The organism is Poriferisphaera sp. WC338, assembly GCF_050931845.1.
Taxonomy (GTDB): Bacteria; Planctomycetota; Phycisphaerae; order Phycisphaerales; family Phycisphaeraceae; genus Poriferisphaera.
This window is the reverse complement of record NZ_CP194516.1, coordinates 884,092-901,915: the sequence shown is the minus strand read 5'-3', so window position 1 is coordinate 901,915 and position 17,824 is coordinate 884,092. Positions and strand designations below refer to the sequence as shown.

Below are 17,824 nucleotides of genomic sequence, written 5' to 3'. Positions count from 1 at the left end.
TCCTTGCTCCTATCCTGCAATCCACGTCTCAAGCCTTCGCTCCATCTGCTCTGATCATCACGAACATCGTTCACGCCTCTCAATTATGGGAATGAAAGTCGCAACCCGCGACCCCAATCATGCGTAGAATGGATAGAGCAACGTCGTGGTCCAGCGTGCCAAATCCGCAGCCACAAACGACCGAGAATCAAACTAAGGCATAAACTCGGTATTCATCCGCATCGAAATAGCCGATAATTGACTTACACAGTGGGATCAAAGAGGGACGCGGACCTTTCACTCTGGCACCCCACTTGCACAACTGAATAATAACACCCGGCCCCAGTAGATTGGACATGAGGTCCAACGAAACAGGGGCGAACCCCCGGAAATGCAACTATGCAGAATAAACCGGCCGGTTCCCGAAGTTATGCATATGGCGGCTACATTCGCCGACTCAGCATGGACACCCACAAACACACGCTAAAGGCATAAGCATGTTTGAAAGATTCACAGATCGGGCTCGCAAAGTCATGGCGTTGGCTAACCAAGAAGCACAGCGCTTTAACCACGAATACATCGGCACCGAACATATCCTGCTCGGCCTTGTCAAAGAAGGTTCAGGCGTCGGTGCCAATGTTCTCAAAAACATGGATGTTGATCTCCGCAAGGTTCGCCTTGAAGTTGAGAAGCTCGTGAAGTCTGGCCCGGACATGGTCACCATGGGTAAGCTTCCGCAAACTCCGCGTGCTAAGAAGGTCATCGAATATGCCATCGAAGAAGCGCGTAACCTCAATCACAATTACGTCGGCACCGAACACCTACTCCTCGGCCTGCTTCGTGAACATGAAGGCGTGGCAGCCCAGGTTCTTATGAACCTCAATCTCAAACTCGAAGAAGTCCGCGAGGAAGTACTTAACCTCCTCGGCGCAGGCGTTGACCCGGAAGAAACAACCACCCCCACCAAAGGTGAGCCTTCTTCCTCATCGTCATCATCTTCATCCAGCAAGGGCGGCAAGTCCAAGACCCCGGCTTTGGATTCTTTTGGCCGCGACCTCACTGAACTCGCACGGCAGGATCAACTTGATCCCGTTATTGGGCGATCCAATGAGATCGAACGTCTGGTGCAGATCCTCTGCCGTCGTACCAAGAACAACCCCGTGCTGCTCGGCGAAGCAGGCGTTGGCAAAACCGCCATCGTTGAAGGCCTCGCACAACTCATCGTTGGCAATGATGTCCCGGAAATTTTGCATGACCGCCGCATTGTCGTGCTGGACCTCGCCATGATGGTGGCCGGCACAAAATACCGCGGCCAGTTTGAAGAACGCATCAAAGCAGTCATGAACGAAGTGCGTCGTGCGAAGAACGTGCTGCTGTTCATCGATGAATTGCATACGCTTGTTGGTGCTGGTGGCGCGGAAGGCGCGATCGATGCCTCCAACGTGCTCAAGCCTGCTCTCTCTCGCGGCGAGATCCAGTGCATCGGTGCAACCACACTTGATGAGTACCGCAAGTACATCGAGAAGGATGGCGCGCTTGAGCGCCGCTTCCAGACGATCCTCGTCGAACCACCAAACAAGAAAGATGCGGTCAAGATTCTCACCGGCCTGCGCGATCGTTATGAAGCGCACCACCGTGTGCAGATCACTGACTCCGCGATTGATGCTGCTGTTGAATTGTCCGATCGCTACATCACCGCACGTGTGCAGCCGGACAAATCCATTGATGTCATCGACGAAGCTGGCGCTCGCATCCGCCTTAAGAGCATGAGCAAACCGCCAAACCTCGCAGACATCGAAGAACAAATCGAACGTCTTGCCATCGAGAAAGATGAAGCCGTCAAAGCGGCGGACTACGAAAAAGCCGCCGAGCTGCGTGATCAAGCCGAATCTCTCCGTCGCAACAAAGAGCAAATCCAGCGCGACTGGCGAGCCAAGTCCAAAGAAATCGATGGCATCGTTGACGAGGAAGTCATCGCTGAAGTCGTCTCCAAGATGACCGGCGTGCCACTGACTCGCCTTGAAAAAGCGGAGTCAGAACGACTGCTCAAGCTCGAAGAAGAACTGCACAAAACCGTTGTCTCACAAGACGACGCCATCAAGGCTATTGCCAAAGCGGTCCGCCGCTCACGCTCTGGCCTTAAAGATCCGCGCCGCCCCATGGGCTCCTTCATCTTCGTCGGGCCATCCGGCGTCGGTAAAACACTGCTCTCCAAAGCAATCGCAGAGTTCATGTTCGGCGATCCCGAATCGCTCATCCGTATCGACATGTCAGAATACATGGAGAAACACAATGTCTCTCGACTAATTGGAGCGCCTCCCGGCTACGTCGGCTATGAAGAAGGTGGCCAACTCACCGAGCAAATCCGTCGTCGTCCATACGCCGTCGTCCTGCTCGACGAGATCGAAAAGGCGCACCCCGACGTGTTCAACATGTTGCTCCAGATCATGGAAGAAGGCGAACTGACCGATTCATTCGGCCGACACATCTCCTTCCGTAACGTCATCCTCATCATGACGTCCAACATCGGCGCAGACCTCATCAAGAACAAAGCTGGCTTCGGCTTCGCCATCCAAACACAAGAAGCTGACTATCAGAAGATGAAGCAAACGCTCAACAATGAGATTGAGCGCTACTTCCGTCCCGAATTCATCAACCGACTTGACGACATTATCGTCTTCCGTCCGCTCAACCGTAACGACCTTAACGGCATCGTCGAATACGAAATCCGCAAGGTCTTCCAACGACTCGAAGAACGCGACATTGCCCTTCAAGTTGATCAGACCGCAAAGGACTTCCTCATCGACAAGGGCTACAACCCCGACTTCGGTGCACGTCCACTCCGCCGAGCGATTGAGCAGCATATTGAAGACCCGCTTTCCGAGTCTATTCTCCGTGGTGAGTTTACCTCCGGCCAACTCATCAAAGTTCACTGGAACAAGGAAGATGAACTCGAACACCTCACCTTCCATGCAGAAAAGCTACCACCAAAGGAAGAAAATAAACGCACCGATGACGATGACGAGAACAACGATGGCGGCGATGACAACGATGGCGGTGACGGGGGCGATTCAAAGTCCCCACAGCCTGTCGCCCCTTCCTCAGAAGCTGACGAAGATTAAGTCTTCATAGTCACAACAATCAACAAGCCTCATAACGCACGTTGTGAGGCTTTTCTCATGCCCACTCCACACTGATCCGCAGCAACATTCAATCCTGCAGCACTTTCTGCTATACTGCGTTCTCGCTCCCCCTTCAACCTAACCCCTTGGACTCGCGGAGCTGTTCTATGCGCACTTGTCGCCAATTCTTTTTCTTAATCCTAGCCTTCTTTTCACTATCTCTAGCTGTTTCGCTGCATGCTAAGCCGCTAACCCTGACCGCCGCTGATGCAGCCTTTGAAGGCGCACCTCCTCAAATCAAACTCACCCACGAGAAATCCCACACCTCTCACTGGAACAATCTCGATTCCGTCCTGGTCTGGCAAGTCCAAACCAACAAACCCACCACCATCAACCTCTCAATCTGGCAAGGCGTTCCTGTCGATCTTGCCGGCAGCACATTTACCATTACCGCAGCCGATCAATCCTACAGCGGCAAAACCCAAGGCACTAAAGGTTGGAATGACTTTCAACCCTTCCCGGCAGGCTCATTCAACCTGCCCGCTAACAAAATCGTCACCATCCGCATCCAACCCACTACCTTCATCAAGCCGCAGATTTTCATGGATCTGCACCAGATTACACTTACACCTAGCAACGATGCGGAACTCACTAAGTACGAATACGTTGAAGAATTCTCCCCCTTAAAACTCAGTCACGCAGATGTTATTGATCGCGCAACCACTGCCTTCTATCCAAAAGGTCTCACATCCGATCAATCAAACAACAGCATCATCTTCACTAAGCAACTCCAATCTAATGCGCAATTAGATAAACCACATCCCCTCGCCCCGACCTTCGAACAATCCGAACGTTCCGTCCGTGCTACGATTAATTTCCCCTACCCTGTTTCCATCTACGGCGGCGGCGAAGTCACCGGCCCACTCCTTCGCAACAACACCGCTATCAAATTCTGGAATACCGACAACTACACCTATATACGTGACACTGGCTCACGTCTCTATCAATCCCATCCTTTCGTCCTCGCTCTCAAACCTGACGGCTCCGCCATCGGGATCATCGCCGACTCGACTTATAAAGGCTCGCTTACTATCACGGATCAAGTCCAATTTACCTTCGCGAGAAAGCCCTTCCGCATCATCGTTTTCGAAGCTGAAACCCCGCAGAAAATCCTTCAAAAACTCGCGGATCTTACCGGCCATATGCCTCTTCCACCGAAATGGTCGCTTGGCTACCAACAATGCCGTTGGGGCTATGAAACCGAAGAACGCGTTAAGGAGATCGCGCAAAACCTCCGTAAGCGTCGCTTGCCTTGTGATGTGATCTGGATGGACATCGACTACATGGATGGCTTTCGCGTCTTTACATTCGACAACAAAGCGTTCCCTTCACCCAAAAGGCTCAACAACTATCTGCATGCCCGCGGCTTCAAGGCTGTTTGGATGATCGATCCTGGCATCAAGCAAGACCCCAACTACTTCGTTTATCAAACCGGCACCCAAGAAGATGTCTGGGTCAAAACCAAAAACGATAAAACCTTCATAGGCGACGTCTGGCCCGGCCCGTGTGTCTTCCCCGACTTCACGCAACCCAAAACACGTACATGGTGGGCAGATCTCTACAAAGATTTCATGGCCACTGGTATTGATGGTGTTTGGAACGACATGAACGAACCCGCGGTGTTCAACGGCCCTGACTTCACCATGCCCGTTTCCAACAAGCACAAGGGCGGCACTTTTGAAGACATCACACTGCCACCCGGGACGCACGAAATCTATCACAATCTCTACGGCATGCTCATGACCAAAGCTTCCCGTGACGGCATTCTCGCAGCCAACCCCAGCAAACGCCCCTTCCTACTCACACGTTCCAACTTCCTCGGTGGGCAGCGCTACGCTGCCACATGGACTGGCGACAACGCATCCAATTTCGATCACCTCAAGCTCTCCATCCCCATGACCCTTACCCTCTCACTCTCCGGCCAACCCTTCAACGGACCGGATTTGGGCGGCTTCGCAGGCAAACTCGAACCTGAACTTTATGCCCAGTGGGTTTCGCTTGGTGTTTACTTCCCCTTCGCCCGTGGTCACGCTGCCAAAGATACTAACGACAAAGAACCTTGGGTCTTCGGCCCTGAAGTCGAAGCCATCGCTCGTGACGCACTCAATCGTCGCTACCGCCTCATGCCATACCTCTACACACTTTTTGAAGAAGCATCACGTACCGGCCTCCCGGTCATGCGGCCACTCTTCATGAATGATCCCGCTGCATCATATCTCCGCGATGAAGATCGCGTCTTCACGCTCGGCTCAGATCTATTAGTCATCCCCGAATGGGCCGACTCCCCCGCGCTCCCACAAGGTAACTGGCTCGCCTTCGAAATCCTCGAACGCAAGAACATCTCCAAAAAACCAGAAAAAACAAGCCTCAAAGAAACACCCTACAAAGTGCAGACACGCCTGCGCCCCGGTGCGATCCTCCCTCTTGGCCGCGTTATTCAAAACACGACACAAGCCTCACTCAAACCGTTAATGTTGGTGATCAATCTTGACGAAAATGGCTCCGCGACAGGCACGCTTTACGAAGATGCGGACGATGGCTTCGACTACCAAGCCGACGACTATCTCCGCACCACCTATACTGCAACACGTGATGGCAACATCGTCACCGTCGCCGTCTCAAACACAGAAGGCAATCGTCCCCGTCCTAAACGTTCTTTGGTTATTAAAGTCCTCACGGATCATTACAACTTCGTCACACGTTCTGGTATTGACGGCCAACCCCTCACTATTACCCTTCCTCAATAACCCGCCACCTCATTACACAACAACAAAGCTCAGCAAGATCTATTGCTGAGCTTTTTCTACTGACACCATCTATCTGATGATGGCCTCGTCTTATTGATCGCGGATATCAAATTAACTGAAGGTAAACGCGCCCGCTTTGGCCAACAAAATCATTCCGTAAATACTCGGAAACGCACTAATCGCCACACCCACCACCGCTAGCCATCGACCCGTATCCAACTTCTTCCGCGCCACAACTTCACACAGCACAATGAAAAAAGTCACCAGCGCGAACTTGAACGCGATCATGCCCGGCAAACCCCACTTGAACAATACCGCTTCTGCAATCGGGTTTGCTTCCGATCCACCTTCATGATGCAAAATAATCCATGTCACCATGATGTCCAACGTGCTCACAAACACTAACCAGACATAGTATCCTCCGAGCAGCATCTCCTGCTGCCCGAGAAATCCTGCTTCCTGCTCACTCTCCACCGCTTGATAGTCATCTTGACTCGGGTTCATGGCCATGCCACCATTTTAAGCAGTCAACTCACCAATCACGAGTATTTTTTTGCAGCGCAATCACATCATTGCGCCCTCGCCCACATAAATACCACACATGACACCACGTCTTTATTTCATCAGCTTTAAACGCTCAATTTCCACAAAAAAAGCCCCGCAAATTGCGAGGCAATTTTCTTGACTTTTATGCTCTGATTCAGCTTGTCGCTGCTGCGGCATAATGATCTACCGCACAACCTTTTGGCAGGTACGGTGCTTTAGCCGTCTTCTCCATCAGAGGTGCAATCGAGTCGTTGGCCCTTAGTGCATCCAAGATAAATTTGCTGCCCAATCGTCGGAAGACTTTGCCACTATCGTCGACTTCATCTTCATTCGCATGCTCTTTAGCAAGATCAAATAATGCAGCACACAACGTTGCAACCTTGTCTCGTGGCACCTGGCGGAAGTACAGCTTCTCATCTTCCACCAACACCGTGCCTTGGTATCGGGCATCTTCGGAACCACCAAGTTTAAGCATGTACATGTTTGGCCCTTGTCCAACCAAACCAATCGTCTTCGTCGCGGGACGGAAACATTGACGCTCACAACCGGTAATACCGATGGATTCGGTTAGATCGCCGTAGCCCATTTCTTCAAGCTGATCGATCAGCTCGGGCTCAAAACGTTCACTCTCTGTGTAACTCAAGCGGCAGGTCGGCAAGCCAACACATGCACCCGACAAAACACGGAGCGATGAGTATGCTTTACCATTACGTGTGCCGAAGCCGAAACCCTGAAGGTATCCTTCAAAATCTTCAACGGCATCTTCTTCGATATTCGTGAAGAGTAGGTCCTGATTTGGCGTAATCATCAGTTCGACACCGGCAAACTTCTGCATCGTGTCGCGTACCATGCTCTTGAGCTTACCGTTTTCGCCATCAATCAAGCGGCCATTTTCAACATAGGCGCCAAACGCCCACTTGCCGTTGCTTTCCTGCTTATGCCAACCGTGGTGCATCATGCGTGCGCCAGGATCTAACTCAGGATTAGGCGATTCAAAACCAAGCCCCTTCTCACGAAGTTGATCTTGATACCAGCCGATACCTTGCTTGTTCACGACATACTTCAGACGTGCCCAGTGACGGTTCTTACGGTCGCCCCATTCCTCATGCACCTTGACCACGCCTTCCATCATCGGCATGAGCTGCTCTTCAGTCACAATCGCGAGCGGTTCGCCAAGCCCTGCAAATGTAGGCTTTCCGTTCTTCTCGCCCTGTCCGCCACCAATATAAACCTGATAGGCTACGACCTTCTCGCCTTCGAGGATCGGCATCACGCCCATGTCATTCGTGCGGATCTCAACACAGTTGTCGTATTCAAGCTCACCCGTTTCGCTGTTGCGATCCACGGCACTAAAACCGATCTTAAACTTACGGTTCAGCAGTTTTTCGCCATACGAATACTGTACTTCAGGATCACGGATGAAATTAGGATCAATCGCGAACACCTGAATGTGTGGTGCGGCAGGCAAACGGAAATATTCGCCGTATTCATGTGCCTTCGCATTTGCGTCGTACACTGTGCTGTACTTCGATAATGGACAACCCATGACATTGCGAACGTTATCGCCACAACCATTCAGGGCATAGAAACCCGTCGAAGCCATCTCACCGACCAACGAAATTACATCTGGCTTCTTCAACCAGTGATACTGAACATTCTGTCGCGTCGTCAAACGCAGTGATGCACCACCGAATGGATTGTTATCACAATATTTGTCTGCGAGTCCGTCAAAGACTTGCCACTGCTCACCAGTAAATGCGCCGCCTCCCGGGATGGTCGCACGGATCATGTACATCCAATCTTTCTCGCGGCCAGTCTTTGCACGGTTGTACTCAAGATAAATCCCGTGCGACTTAGCGAGCTGCTCGCTTGCTTCCTCGATATCACCGGGGCCACTCAGGTTCCGGAAGTCCGGTCCAAGTACACCACGCACCCCATCACTCTCCAGCTTGAACTTCTCAACCTTATTAATCTCCTCATCTGGCGTGTGCAGATAAGGCTCAGGCACTTTACGTCCATCACTCATAATGCTTCATCTCGACTTTCTTATGATCGCTCTGTTTCTCTGTAGACTGGCCAGATGGGAGGGCGTGCTCCCGTATCAAAACACGCAGCCAAAACTCTAGCCAAGCCAGTATCTTAGCAACATTACCGCCAGATTCCGAATATTCCCAAGCTCCAAAGTCACTCAATCACTCCTCAAATCTGCCCGATAAGCCTAAACGGTAGCCTCAAACACCCACCTCAGGTTGCCAAGCAGCCCCACAATGATCATAGTATGGTCCATTCGGCCACAAGCCGCCTCAGCATCACGCCCAAATACCTCAAAAACCGGGATTTAAAGACTGGACGCTCTTTTCCCTGCTTCTGACACCAAGGTCTTGCCGAACGTACACTATTTTAGCTTCCCGGCAGACGAAGAAGAGGATTTCTCATCATGCAAATCACCATGGTCGGCACCGGATACGTTGGACTTGTTACTGGCACATGCTTTGCCAATACCGGCAACCACGTTATCTGTCTCGACGTTGATCAGAAAAAAATCGAGAAGCTCCACCAGGGCATTTCGCCCATCTATGAACCGGGCCTCGACGAGTTGATCGCACGCAACGCCAAGGCAGGCCGTCTTGATTTCACGACTGATAAAACCGCTGCTTATGTGGATGCAGAAATCATCTTCATTGCCGTCGGCACACCCTCTGGCGATGATGGCCGCGCAGATCTCAAATATGTTCTCGCTGCGGCAAAAGATATCGGCAACGCCATTGAATCCTCCAGCTCAACCAAAGAAAAAATTGTCGTCGTCAAATCGACGGTCCCTGTCGGTACCAACAAAAAAGTTGAAGACGCAATCAAATCTTGCACCTCTAAAACGTTCCACATGGCTTCCAACCCGGAGTTTCTCAAAGAAGGTGCTGCCATCAACGACTTCAATAAACCTGACCGTGTTGTTGTCGGCTGTCATGACAAATCCACCGGCGACCGCATGAGAGATCTCTATGATCCGTTCGTTCGCCAAGGCAATCCCATCTTTATCATGGACATTCCATCGGCAGAGATGGTTAAGTATGCTGCAAACTGTATGCTCGCCACAAAAATCTCATTCATCAATGAGGTAGCTAACCTTTGCGAGCGATACGGTGCTGATATCAATGAAGTCCGTCGCGGCATGTGCTCCGACAAACGCATCGGCAACCAGTTCCTCTACCCTGGCCTCGGTTATGGTGGATCGTGTTTCCCCAAAGACGTGCTTGCCATGATCTCCATGGGACAAGACTCCGGCCATCCAGCGCAACTTCTCGAATCCGTCCACAAGGTCAACCAAGATCAGCGTGATGCATTCATGACTAAGATCAACAGCCACTTTGATGGTGCTGACTGGTCCTCACTAAAAGTTGCAGTCTGGGGCATCGCATTTAAACCTGGCACTGACGATATCCGTGAAGCGCCATCTATCACGCTCATGCAAAAGTTGTTGGATAAAGGCGTCACGGTCACCGCCTTCGATCCTGTCGCTCACGAAACTTCACAGGAAATCCTCAGTGATAAGATCACCTATGCCGATGATGCTATCTCTGCCTTAGAAGATGCCGATGCGCTTATCGTCTGCACTGACTGGGACGAATTCAAACATCCAGATTTTGACACCATGCGTCACAAACTCAAGACCCCCGTCATCTTCGACGGCCGCAACATCTACCGACGCTCTCTTATGCGTGAGCATGGCTTCGTCTACCACTCCGTCGGACGTGCTTCAGTTTCGCCCGAAACAACCAACGCCTAATCTGCGAGTAGACAACATCTACAAAACAACCCCGCGATCATTCACGGGGTTGTTTCATGCCAACAATCTTTTCTAATTAATCTTCAACGCCAAGTATCTTCTCTAAATACTTCTTCGCCTCTCCCAACTCACTCACCACTTCATACGACACCGGCTTCCGACCACCCAACCGCTTCCGCTTCACGACCTGCTCGCCCGCGCGTAACAACACAATCTCTACTCGCTGTCCCGGTTCGAAGCCTACCAACGCTCGCCCAACATCCAACCCCGAATGAACCGCACGACCATTCACCTCTACCAACACATCACCATCTTCATAGCCCCGCATTTTCGAATCATGAATTATCAATCCTATCTCACTCCGCACACACTTGCTCACGCCCAACATCTCACCTAATGCATACCGCCACGCCACAACACGATCACCAGCCTCATCAACATCCTTCTCCACTTCTCCGGTCTTAGCACCAATCTTTATACCCACCACCTCCAATACCTCATGTATTGGCATTTCCATGTCTGAATCCAACCACCGCCGCATCAATCGCTGTGGCCGCTCCCCGGCAACATCTTCAATCACATCCATCAAATCGCTTCGCTGCCATTGCAATCCCTCACCACCATAACGTGTAAACATTCGCCGCATCACGAGATTTAGTCCTGCATCGCCATCCGTCCGTTCCATAATCCATAAATCCAGCTTCAACCCAAACAACAACCCACCATCATAAATGAGTCCATGGTTCTGGCTTTTGTTCATCCCCGCATCACTGATCGAAATGCGCCCTGCTTGTCGTTTGTAACCTGTTGCTGCACGTTTCACACGTTCATCAAAATCTGATCGTGTGACAATACCTTCATGCACCCCCACAACCCAAGCCATATACTCGGTCACCCCCTCTTTAAACCAATTCTCTCGTGGCAAACTCTTGAACTTCCCACCATTCCACAAATGAAAAATCTCATGCCCCACGAACTTGTACATCTGCTTCCGCGTGTCCTCTTCCTGTGAATCACCCACCAGTAAACTGATCGCATTCCCTGTCATCCCCCCATCGTATTGCCCCACCTTCGCATGACGATTCGCCACCACTAACAATCGCCCTTGCCCCGCATCACCAAACATCTCTAGAAAACCAGACGAAAACCGCCGCATCGCCTCTTCGATCCCCTCGAACCCCTCCGCTGGCAGATTCGCGCTTGCCAGCCGCACCGCCATCTCCTCACCCTTCCCTTCGCCTGTCTTAATCACGACTTCTCGTTTTCGCTGTGGTCCTAAAAGCACATAACTGTCCACCAGCTTCTTCGCACCATCCACAAAATATACCGCACCCGCCTCGCCATCTCCCATTTGATCCTGTTGCTTCCATGACGTACTTACCATCGAATAATCATCCCCTTTAAGCCGTGTCCCATCTTCATCCCCAGAAACATCAAACACCACCTGCACATCCCCCTCATAATCCATCGGCGCTAAAAACATCGCCGCTGTATTCCAAAATGCACCTCCTTTCTCTCCACCACAAACATACGGCCACTCATCATTCCCATACTGCGCATACAACCTGTCATGTAACAACAACACCTCATACGCAACCACCGCCGGCTGCTTCACCACCAGCTTCAATCGCTTTTGCTCTGTATGCACTACCTTCCGCCTTAGCGTTCCATCCTCATCAAACACACGAATCGCATCCAGAAAAAAACTATAACCGCCACGCACGCCATGCCCCGGCTCCAATCGTCGGCTCATCTCCAACGCCACCTCCCCCTCGCCATCCAAGCTCACCTGTACCGCCACTCGCCGCCACCCTAATTCACCGCCCGCCCTCACGTCATAGCGCAACCCCTCGCCATGCACCCTCCCAACCATCGCCACAAAGAAACTCGCAGCTACTATATACATCCATCTCAATGCCACCATCTCAGAACCCCTAAAAAAGTCGTTTTACTCAAGCGTTACCGCACACCATCATACCGCCTCACTCGCGCATGAATAGCTCTTTTCAGCCATGTTCGCAGAGATGCACTTATTCACTTTGCGTTTCGCACGTATGCGTCATCATCACTTGGTTATATGCAATCCTATAGACAACAGCTTCGGGGGGAGATACATTCAGAGGCTACAGCTTCAATCTGAAGTTACAGCGCGCTAACAACCCTACAAATGCACTAATCCCAAACGCCCACACCAAGCACTTCACCACACCAATCCATGGTTGGTATCCGCTCCAATCATATACTGTGCCAAACCAATAAAACGTACCACGATTAAACGCATTCAAGGTCGCCAAGTATCCCTCCGGCAATGTCCAGCTATCCACGATCGACATCGCTGCACCAATCGGCACAACGATCAAATACACTGTCAAAGGATTCGCACCCGCAGGCTTGAACAATACCGTCCACTTCTTACAGCCCTTCACATCAACCCACAAATAAAAGACCACCCACATAACCATACAGAACGCCGCACAAATCAGCGAATACGCGGGCATCGCGCCGTTCTTATGTATCCCATAAAACTGTGCGCTTAAAAATGCTGCGATCACAAACACAAGCGCATACGTCATCACCGTCGTGACCTTATCCGTCGGGTTTGGATACTTTTTATGATCCATGATCACCAAACCCAAGAGCAACCCCATCATCGTCGACGTCGTATGCGTGCTGAAGCTTGCCAACATCAATTTCCCACCATGCTCACTAAACATCGGCGTCAATCCCCATACCTTGCCATCTTGCATGCTAAACCAAGTACCCATCCAACCTGTTTCATACAACTTCATCACGGACCAGATCTCAAAACCAATCACTCCTGCAGCCATCAAGAACATGAAGCCTTTCTTCAACACATCTTCTTTTTCTTGCAGGCCAATCTTCAAAAAGAAACCAACTGCGCCCAACCCGACTGTCACCATCACCAACGGATACACAATCCACGGCATCCGAAAGACCCCCGCATAAACACCGTCATTCCCCGCTCCGCAAACCTTCCACGCCATCAAAACCACGTATACAACAAACACCACGACCAACGCCCCCATCAATCCAAACATACTCGGCAACAACCATCCTGCTTGCTTCTTCTTTCCATCTACCCACGCATCACGCAACGCTCGAAGCGTATATCCCATCACGATCAATGCCACCACGGAAATATACACCGCTGTTAGTGGCCGCACCCCCGCCTTGCCCGCTTTCATCACGATGAATACATTGAACAGCATCAATATCGCGCTAATCAGCGCGACACGATTATCTCGATAAAGCAAGTAGCAAATCGCAGCAATCAAATACGCCCAGCCAATCAACCCCACAATCCCATACCAGCTTGTACCAAAGTAAACCCCCACATTCCCCTGCCAATCCTTCACCGTGTAACACCACCACGCAAACGCTAATCCCCCCACACCTACAAGTCGTACCCCAACCGAAACCATCTTGGCCCAATTACGTTTAACCTTCACTGAATGCCAAATCATGAAGATCGAACCAAACACAATAAGCAACCACCACCCACGATGCCATCCGAACCCGCCATTCTCAATCGAACTGAAATAACGCAAATGACTCAAACTTGCGATCGACATGAAATGCCCAATGATGATCAAACTCACCACGCGCAACCCGATATGCCAAAGCAATTTTCCTGCCGGCTCATGGGCCAATCGCTTCTTAAACGCAAACGGGATTGATGTCCCTGTGATGAACAAGAATGAACCAAACACAAAATCCGCAAGCGCCATCCCCATGTGACCTGCCGGCAAGTGCCCCATCCACCACTTACTCCCACTTACACTCACCACCGTGTTCACAAACAACATCATGATGATAATGAAGCCCCTAAGTACATCAATCGAAACCACCCGCCCCCCCACATCCGGAAGCGCAGCCTTCTCATTTACCCGCGCACTAATATTAGCCTGCTCAAGCACAGGTTCGTCCAATGTTACATCACGATTTATCTGACCCATGCGTCATCCTTTTACTGTCATAAAACAGGCGTAAAAGTTTGACCCACTGAATGATTGAAAATCCCCACGCCCCACCGCCCACTATACCATGCCGCCACACGCCTACCAAGATTTGCCACATGAGTCGCACATCCGTGTCATGAAATCATGATCCGATCCCATAAACCCGCCGCATAGACTGTGTCCCAAGCCGTTCCCCGCCGCTATCCGCAACATCTTTCAGCTTATCCTCTGCCACCGTCATACCCTCCACCCGCGACTCCATCTTCGCGGCCAGCACCCCCGCGATCCCCAAATCCTTCAGCATGTCCTTCACCATAAAGCCCGGCGAATCATCGCAAGCTGCGATCTTCCCACCCAGATTCGCAAGCTGCCAACTTCCTGCCGCGCCGCCGCCCACCGCTTCCATCATCTGCAGAACATCAAGCCCACTCTTCTCCGCAAGCGAAATCGCCTCACATAAACCCATTAGATTGCACGACACCATGATCTGATTGCAGCTCTTGCACACCTGCCCCATCCCACTTTCGCCCACATGCATGATGCTCTTGCCCATTGCTTCCAAGACCTGTCTAACCGTGCAATAGGCGCCTTCATCTCCTCCTACCATTACAGCCAGCGTTCCCGCTTTCGCTCCTACATCACCCCCGCTCACCGGCGCATCCAGATAACTTACCCCCATCTCCTTTAGCCGCTCTGCAAAGTCCTTGGCCGCCAGCGCATCGATCGTCGAATGATCGCTTATAACCAACCCTTCATCGGCTCCCACGGCCAAACCCTCCTCCCCAAACAGCACCGCTTCAACATCCTTGGTGTTGGTCACACACAGACAGACAACTTGTGCTCCTGACCGGGCGACATCCGCCACACTGTCACAAACTTTCGCACCGTCTTTTTCAATCGCGTCACACTTGGATCGCGTCCGGTTCCACACACTCACCTGAAAGCCGGCTCGCAATAAATTCCGTGCCATCGGCTCACCCATGATCCCCATCCCCACAAACCCGACATGCTCAATCTTATTTTCTGCGGACATCACTATCCCTTTCTGCTTCAATCAGGCAAAGCTTCAATGAGCTCTGCCACCTGCTCATGCTCCAACACCTGCACCAGCGCATCACGATCATCATTCACATCAATCTCTACTGCGCAGAACAATCCATTTCCGCCCTCACCAAGTGTAACCTCGCCCTCCGGCAACTCCATCCCAAGCATCCCGTTCACTGTCGCCATCTTGAGCAGCATCTCCGCAGCCGTGCTGCCACTTAACCCATCGCGCTGCCATAACTTTCTCATCTGTGGCAAGATCCCCATCGGCTGCTTCTCATCTACCGGCTGACAGATCATCGAATCCACTCCCAAACACACATTCACACCCGCATCAATCATCTCACGATAGCGATGCCGTCCACCGCGATATTCATCTTCCTCATTCGTATCCACACCATGCTCAAAATACTCACTCGCAACTGGACAATACGCCACCGAGCTCCCCGTCTTTGCCAATAAGTCAATATGTCGATCATTCAAATAATTACAATGTGCCAGCAGCCATCGGCCGTTCTCTAACTGCTCCGCAAAATAATCCACAGGATGCGCACCCTGATTTGTAAACGTCGCATCATACTGCGATAGCCCCTTTAGCAGCTCCGCAAACTCGCCCGTCCCTTCGCGCAACAATTCCAACTCCTGCAACGACTCCGCCAAGTGCGTGCATAAACGGTACGCATACTCCTGCGAATAATGCACCGCCCGATCAAACACTTCTCGCCTTGCTGAATACGGTGCGTGCGGCTGCACCCCCACTAAGATCCCCCTGCCCGCACCGCTCACCGGCGTCTCATATTCAAGCTCGCGCGTCCAACTTTCCTGCGACTTCATCCGCGCCGCCACCTCATCATCCTCACCCGCACCGTACCACTCCACATAACTCACCCCCGGCAACGGTTGCTTATCCCCCAACTTCCGCCGCGCATCCAAAGCCTCGATACTCCCCGCGATGTCGGCTGCGTAACCCACACCCGCTTCTCGCGACAATCGCACGCCCTGCTCAACACTCACCGCAATCGGCACCGCCTGCTCTATCCGAATATCCCGAATCCCCATCAGCCATTCACCAAACCGCCCGCTAAACGGCTGCGGCCCCACCGATGTCAAATCCAAATGCACATGCCCGTTCACATGCGCCGGTGTAATTAGCTTCCCACGCGCATCAATCTCCCGCGCCTTGCCCTTCTGCAAATCGCCCGGCAAATCCTCCCATAATCCTGCATACGCCACCTTCCCTCCACGCACCGCCACCACGCAACCATCATCCAACCCTATTGGCCCGCGCACATCCACACCTGCCGCATCCCGCAAAGCCGCCGCCCGCACCAGCACAATCTTGCCATCTTGCTCTTTCATCATTGCCTCGCTTTCCGTCTTGCCCGGTTGCGGTGGATGCTCATCTCAAAAGCATAACCTGAATCATGCTTCAGCTCGCAGCTCATATGATATGGTCCACGTGCCGCAACTGCAGCCACAACAACATTTAACCGCATCTACATTCATGCCGGATTCCCACAATGTCCGATATTGTCTTGGAAAGAGGTCGGATTTCATTTTCCACATGCTCACTGAAATTGTACAATCCGCACTTGGCGGCGACTTACCCTGTTTATCCAATTCGCCCCACCTCAACTGAATCAAACCAAGGGATCGGCAACGAAAGGAACGGACGCGATGAAGTCTTACGCATGGTTACTGCTCACGGCAATCACAATCACCTCTTTGGGGTGTGTCGCTCAAAGTCAGGCTGACAAATACAGAAATCTGTATCGCCAGAGCCAGTCACAAGTTATGGATCTTCAGGCCCGCCTGGAAGAATCTCAGGCCCGTATCGACGCCCTCCAGGCCGAGCCACGTGAAGATGCACAACTGCGTGCCGATCTTCAGGCTGCACTGGCAGAGCGAGCCCGTCTTCAGGCCGCTTTGGATGAAGCCAAGCAGCGTCTGATCGATCTTGCCAGCGCACCTTCATCACCCTTGCCAGTCGTGCTCTCTAGTAAGCTCGAAGCACTCGCCGCGGCCAACCCGCAGCTCATGAGCTACGATGCCAAGTCCGGCATGGTCCGTCTTCAATCCGATCTCACCTTCGCCCTCGGCAAAACTGAAGTCTCCTCACAGGCTGCTGCCACACTTGGCAAGCTCGCCCGTGTGCTGAACACTCCTGAAGCGCAAGCTTACGAAGTCCGCGTCGTAGGCCACACCGACAATGTGCCTGTGAAGAATGCCGCCAACCGCGCAAAGTTTGGCGACAACTGGGGCCTCTCAGCTGGCCGTGCGATTGCGGTAAAATCTGTCCTGCAGAAATCTGGCATCGCCCCAACACGCATCGGCATTGGTGGCTACGGTGAGTTCCGTCCAATCGTCGCTAACGGCGTCGGTGGTGCTCAAGCTAACCGCCGTGTGGAGATCTTCCTCGTGGCCATGCCTGCCAACGTACCTCCCACCCCAGCAGTCGTCGCACCAGCGCCAACAAAGCCAGCACCTGCTCCGGCTCCTGCAGCCAAGCCTGCCGGCACGCCCGCGATCTATAAATAACCCCTCGGAAATTCAAGATTGATT

General features: G+C 52.1%; 10 protein-coding genes. 4 read left to right on the top strand and 6 right to left on the bottom strand.

What is annotated here, in order from left to right; genetic code table 11:
• Positions 1–476 precede the first annotated feature (476 nt).
• Both ACQ6WK_RS03620 and ACQ6WK_RS03615 read left to right on the top strand, forming a co-directional pair.
• A complete protein-coding gene (locus tag ACQ6WK_RS03620) occupies positions 477–3,101 on the top strand; it encodes an ATP-dependent Clp protease ATP-binding subunit (RefSeq protein WP_432799382.1) in 2,625 nt (874 codons plus the stop codon).
• Between the two features lie 167 nt (positions 3,102–3,268).
• A complete protein-coding gene (locus tag ACQ6WK_RS03615) occupies positions 3,269–5,908 on the top strand; it encodes a TIM-barrel domain-containing protein (RefSeq protein WP_432799381.1) in 2,640 nt (879 codons plus the stop codon).
• Positions 5,909–6,019: 111 nt separating this feature from the next.
• Here ACQ6WK_RS03615 and ACQ6WK_RS03610 read toward each other — a convergent pair whose 3' ends face one another.
• Positions 6,020–6,412, bottom strand: a complete 393-nt coding sequence (locus ACQ6WK_RS03610) for a DUF5658 family protein (protein WP_432799380.1) — start codon at positions 6,410–6,412, stop codon at positions 6,020–6,022.
• Positions 6,413–6,608: 196 nt separating this feature from the next.
• On the bottom strand, positions 6,609–8,480 hold the full coding sequence (locus tag ACQ6WK_RS03605) for a nitrite/sulfite reductase (protein WP_432799379.1): 1,872 nt from the start codon (positions 8,478–8,480) through the stop codon (positions 6,609–6,611).
• Between the two features lie 411 nt (positions 8,481–8,891).
• Between ACQ6WK_RS03605 and ACQ6WK_RS03600 the strand changes: the two genes are divergently transcribed.
• Positions 8,892–10,238, top strand: a complete 1,347-nt coding sequence (locus ACQ6WK_RS03600; protein ID WP_432799378.1) for a UDP-glucose dehydrogenase family protein — start codon at positions 8,892–8,894, stop codon at positions 10,236–10,238.
• A gap of 76 nt (positions 10,239–10,314) precedes the next feature.
• Here the strand turns inward: ACQ6WK_RS03600 and ACQ6WK_RS03595 are convergent, their stop codons facing one another.
• The 4 genes from ACQ6WK_RS03595 to ACQ6WK_RS03580 form a co-directional block, all read right to left on the bottom strand.
• Complete coding sequence (locus ACQ6WK_RS03595; RefSeq protein WP_432799377.1) at positions 10,315–12,162, bottom strand: hypothetical protein; 1,848 nt, start codon at positions 12,160–12,162, stop codon at positions 10,315–10,317.
• A gap of 199 nt (positions 12,163–12,361) precedes the next feature.
• Positions 12,362–14,215 carry a hypothetical protein gene (locus tag ACQ6WK_RS03590; protein ID WP_432799376.1) on the bottom strand — a complete coding sequence of 618 codons (1,854 nt, stop codon included), beginning with the start codon at positions 14,213–14,215 and terminating at the stop codon, positions 12,362–12,364.
• A 145-nt stretch (positions 14,216–14,360) separates the two neighbouring features.
• Positions 14,361–15,251, bottom strand: coding sequence for an NAD(P)-dependent oxidoreductase (locus ACQ6WK_RS03585; protein ID WP_432799375.1), 891 nt, complete (start codon positions 15,249–15,251; stop codon positions 14,361–14,363).
• A gap of 17 nt (positions 15,252–15,268) precedes the next feature.
• Complete coding sequence (locus ACQ6WK_RS03580; protein WP_432799374.1) at positions 15,269–16,624, bottom strand: amidohydrolase family protein; 1,356 nt, start codon at positions 16,622–16,624, stop codon at positions 15,269–15,271.
• 315 nt (positions 16,625–16,939) lie between these two features.
• Here ACQ6WK_RS03580 and ACQ6WK_RS03575 point away from each other — a divergent pair, with 315 nt between their 5' ends.
• Positions 16,940–17,800 (top strand): OmpA family protein, encoded by an 861-nt coding sequence (locus ACQ6WK_RS03575; protein ID WP_432799373.1) that lies wholly within the window; start codon positions 16,940–16,942, stop codon positions 17,798–17,800.
• The last annotated feature ends 24 nt before the right edge of the window (positions 17,801–17,824 follow it).

Bases quoted from the DNA above. Each gene is read 5' to 3' on its own strand.
- ACQ6WK_RS03610 (WP_432799380.1), bottom strand. From the start codon at position 6,412: ATGAACCCGAGTCAAGATGACTATCAAGCGGTGGAGAGTGAGCAGGAA.
- ACQ6WK_RS03590 (WP_432799376.1), bottom strand. From the start codon at position 14,215: ATGGGTCAGATAAATCGTGATGTAACATTGGACGAACCTGTGCTTGAG.
- ACQ6WK_RS03615 (WP_432799381.1), top strand. From the start codon at position 3,269: ATGCGCACTTGTCGCCAATTCTTTTTCTTAATCCTAGCCTTCTTTTCA.
- ACQ6WK_RS03580 (WP_432799374.1), bottom strand. From the start codon at position 16,624: ATGATGAAAGAGCAAGATGGCAAGATTGTGCTGGTGCGGGCGGCGGCT.
- ACQ6WK_RS03595 (WP_432799377.1), bottom strand. From the start codon at position 12,162: ATGGTGGCATTGAGATGGATGTATATAGTAGCTGCGAGTTTCTTTGTG.
- ACQ6WK_RS03600 (WP_432799378.1), top strand. From the start codon at position 8,892: ATGCAAATCACCATGGTCGGCACCGGATACGTTGGACTTGTTACTGGC.
- ACQ6WK_RS03605 (WP_432799379.1), bottom strand. From the start codon at position 8,480: ATGAGTGATGGACGTAAAGTGCCTGAGCCTTATCTGCACACGCCAGAT.
- ACQ6WK_RS03620 (WP_432799382.1), top strand. From the start codon at position 477: ATGTTTGAAAGATTCACAGATCGGGCTCGCAAAGTCATGGCGTTGGCT.
- ACQ6WK_RS03585 (WP_432799375.1), bottom strand. From the start codon at position 15,251: ATGTCCGCAGAAAATAAGATTGAGCATGTCGGGTTTGTGGGGATGGGG.
- ACQ6WK_RS03575 (WP_432799373.1), top strand. From the start codon at position 16,940: ATGAAGTCTTACGCATGGTTACTGCTCACGGCAATCACAATCACCTCT.